The organism is Aquimarina algicola, assembly GCF_006443095.1.
Lineage (GTDB): Bacteria > Bacteroidota > Bacteroidia > Flavobacteriales > Flavobacteriaceae > Aquimarina > Aquimarina algicola.
In genome coordinates this window covers 1-4,489 of record NZ_VFWZ01000016.1, presented here as the reverse complement: position 1 = coordinate 4,489, position 4,489 = coordinate 1, and the positions used below count along the sequence as shown (strand labels likewise).

General features: G+C 38.3%; 1 protein-coding gene. It reads left to right on the top strand.

Translation table 11 applies throughout. The annotated features are described in order from the left end of the window. On the top strand, positions 1-4,489 hold a 4,489-nt coding region (locus tag FHK87_RS25945), incomplete at both ends, for an SDR family NAD(P)-dependent oxidoreductase (protein ID WP_140597830.1).

Here is a 4,489-nt window from a genome sequence, read left to right as displayed (position 1 = left end):
CGTTACTGGCTTCCTATATCAGAGGCTTCTTCTTCCTTTTTGAGTAATCCGGATCAATTACATCCTTTGTTGCATAGTAATGCTTCGAGTTTATCAGAACAAAAATACAAGAGTACCTATACAGGTAGTGAGCTCTTTTTGGAAGATCATATTATTCTAGGCGACAAGATGCTCCCCGGAGTAGCATATTTAGAGATGGCCAGAGCTGCGGGTTCTTTTTCGTTAGAATCTTCTATAACACAAATCAGCGATATCAAATGGTTACAACCATTATGTATTAAAGATGTTCCGACAGAAATAGAGATCGGTATTTTTGAGGATTCGGAAGGTTTGGGTTATGAGATCTATAGTGGTTTAGGTGCTTCAGAGTTGATTCATAGTCAAGGAAACTTGAGTACAGATTCATTTATAGCACCATCTCCCTACGATATTTCGTTATTACGTTCTACTTTTTCTGATGAAAAAGATGCTTCTTCTTTGTATTCTATTTTCAAGGATTTAGGGATTAGTTATGGATCTAGTTTTCGTGGTATTGATCGTTTGTATTACAATTCTGAAGCATGTTTAAGTAAGCTTTCATTATCGAAAGATGATAAATATATACTACAGCCCGGGATTTTAGATAGTGCTTTACAAACGTGTTTAGGTTTTAGTTTGACAGAATCAGAGATGTCTTTGAGTGTACCTTACAGTATTCAGGAGGTTACGATCTATGGAGATGTATCTCAAACGGTTTGGTGTTATGCCCGTAAGCGATCTACAGATGCTGATAAGATATCAAGTTATGATCTTGATCTATTGTCAGCCTCGGGTTCTGTTTTGTTAAGCATCCGAGATTTTGTGACTTTACCATTAGCGGGTATACAAGATCAAGGCAATCAAAAATCAAGTAGTGTTGCTCCTTCATCTTCAGAACTTTTGGTTTATGGTAATTCCTGGAGTTTTGCACCTTTAGCAGGTAGCTTGGATATATCAGATAGTAAAGGCTTGGTTATATTATGTGGTGGCTCAGTTAGTTTATCGGATAAGCTTGAATCTTCTTTAGGATATGATGTGATATCCGTCAATGCATCTGATTCGATTTCATTTTATAATACACTACAAGAATTAATGCAATCTTACATAGGGACAAAGTTTCCTTTGTATGTTACTGTTTTATATCGTCATTCAGAGTATTTGACTTATGGATTTATCACAGGCTTATTGCGTACAGCAGAGCAAGAAAACCCAAAACTACGTTGTAAAACGATAGGATTAGACAGTTTATCAGTTAAGGCATTGGATAATTTAAGCGGTATCATTACCTCAGAATTTTCATCTTCAGATAAAGAGGTTCGTTATTTTGGAGAACAAAGAGAGGTTCGTCGTTTAGAAGCCTTACCATTGACTACTCCTTCTAATGCTTTTAGTGTTAAAGAAAATGGGGTTTACCTGATCACAGGCGGATGTGGAGGATTAGGTCAAATCTTTGCGACTCATTTTTCTGGTACTGGTGGAGTACAATTGATTTTGACAGGAAGAAGCACAGAGAGTCATTTAAGCGATAAAGAATTATCATCTCTTGGAGCAGTTTACCATAGCTGTGATGTAAGTGATAAAGAATCAGTATTCAATTTAATATCTGATATAAGGGATACTTATGGTCACCTAGACGGTATCATTCACAGTGCAGGAGTGCTTCGTGATAGTCTTTTATTGCATAAAACGATGGAGGAAGCTTATCAGGTACTCGCTCCAAAGATTTTTGGTGCTCAATATCTTGATGAAGCGACCAAAGGTATGGATCTGGACTTTATGGTTTATTTTAGTAGTACGGCCGGAGCTTTTGGTAATGTAGGTCAATCCGATTACTCTAGTGGTAATGCCTGGATGGATTTATATGCTGAGTATCGTAATGATTTGTTATCTCAGGGCAAACGAAAAGGACTTAGTTTGAGTATCAACTGGCCCTTATGGTCAGAAGGCGGTATGCGAGTGGATAGAGAAGTAGAAAAGCGCATGGAATCTCAAACAGGTTTACAGCCTCTTTCTACTACTGATGGTATTACTGCTTTTGATGTTTTGTTATCACAAGGCATCACTCAGGGAGCTGTTTTTTATGGTAATAAGGAACGTCTTGAACGTTTGATGCTAAAAAAGGAATCAACCTCAAACCATGAAGATCAAACCAATGAATCCTCCGTAACAGTAGAGTTACGAGAAGCTACGGCAGAATATGTCAAATCGTTATTTTCATCAGTACTTAAATTGCCTATAGATCGTATAGATAATGAAAGTTCTTTTTCAGAATATGGTATCGATTCTATTATGATTTCTAAGTTGACCAATCGATTGAATGAATTTTTTGAGGATATCCCGGTTACCTTACTTTTTGAACATCAAACTATCAATAGTTTATCAGCATACCTATCAGAAACCTATACCATAGAATTGTTTGAATTAACCGGTTTGAACACCAGTCGTGAAGCAACAGATATCACTTTACCTAATTTTGATTTTCAGGCTTTTGATACCGATCAGAGTCGTAGAAAACGAGCTATTGGTTTTTCTTCAAAAGGTGGTTCTTTGAGAGGGGATACTATAAAAGAGGATATTGCTGTAATAGGGTTAAGTGGTAGATATCCCGGAGCTAAGACGTTAGATGAATTTTGGGATAATTTGAAGTTGGGCAAAGATGCTATTACCGAGGTTCCTTTATCCCGTTGGAATGCAGCAGAGCTGTATGATCCAGAAAAGGGCAAAGTAGGCAAGATTGCGAGTAAGTGGGGAGGATTTATAGATGATGTAGATAAGTTTGATCCTTTGTTTTTTAATATTTCGCCTCGTGATGCAGAGCTTATGGATCCTCAGGAGCGTTTGTTTTTACAAACGGCATGGGAAACGATAGAAGATGCTGGATATACACTGGATCAACTTGCAAAGGTTGGTCGTTCAGATAGCGCTGGTTTAGGCGGTCATGTTGGGGTATATGCCGGAGTGATGTATGGAGAATACCAAATGTTTGGAGCAGAGGAAACCCTAAAAGGGAATCCTATGGCTACTTGGTGTAGTCCGAGTAGTATTGCCAATCGGGTGTCTTTTTGTTTAAATCTTCACGGTCCAAGTATGGGAGTTGATACGATGTGTTCCAGTTCACTGGTTTCGATTCATTTAGCTATTGATGCGATTCATAATGGACTTTGTAGTATGGCCATAGCAGGAGGTGTAAATGTGAGTATCCACCCAAATAAGTATAAAAATCTGAGCCAGAGTATGTTTGTTTCAGATAAGGGTAGATGTGAGAGTTTTGGAGAGGGGGGTAATGGTTATGTTCCTTCCGAAGGAGTTGGAGCTGTATTACTAAAACCACTAAGTCAGGCAGAGGCAGATGGCGATCAGATTTATGGAGTGATCAAAGGGAGTAGTTTGAATCATGGTGGTAGAGCCAATGGGTATACAGTACCAAATCCAACAGCACAGGCAAGTGTTATTCAAGAGGCTATTGCCCGAGCAGGAGTTTCCCCGAATGATTTTAGTTATATAGAAGCTCATGGTACAGGTACAAGTTTGGGAGACCCAATTGAAATTGCAGGGTTAAGTAAAGCCTTTAGTGGCAGTAAAGAAGGACAGTATTGTGCAATAGGAAGTATCAAGAGTAATATTGGACATGCAGAGTCTGCAGCTGGTATCTCAGGATTGACCAAAGTCTTATTACAATTAAAGCACCAACAGTTGGTTCCTAGTTTACACTCACAAACATTGAACCCGAATATAGATTTTACAAAGACCCCTTTTAAAGTCCAGCAAGAGTTAGAGGATTGGGTTACTGAAAAGGATAGTCCACGACTAGCAGGGATTAGTGCATTTGGAGCAGGAGGGAGCAATGCCCATTTAATCATCGAAGAATACATTCCTGGTGAAAAGCTAGTTTATCAAAGTAATGATCCTGCAATCATTGTGTTGTCTGCAAAAGACAAGGATCGTCTCAAAGAACAGGTAGAGAACTTATATGCTTATGTAGAAGATCATAAGGACATCAACATCTACGATCTTTCCTATACCTTACAAGTAGGTCGAGAACCGATGGAAGAACGATTGGCTTTTGTAACAGATAATTTAGCACAGTTGAAAAGGAATTTATCAGGTTATAATTCAGAAGAACAACCTGATTTGTTTATTGGTAATGTCAAAAAAGAAGTTTCCTCGTTTTCATTAACAGAAGATGCTTCAGAAACTTATGTCAAAGCAGCGATTTCGAAACATCAATATGCTGCATTAGCTCAATTATGGGTCTCAGGTCTTAGTATAGATTGGGAACTTTTGTATTCTCATGAACAGCCTAAGAGAGTGAGTTTACCGACTTATCCATTTGCTAAGGAGCGTTACTGGCTTCCTATATCAGAGGCTTCTTCTTCCTTTTTGAGTAATCCGGATCAATTACATCCTTTGTTGCATAGTAATGCTTCGAGTTTATCAGAACAAAAATACAAGAGTACCTATACAGGTAGTG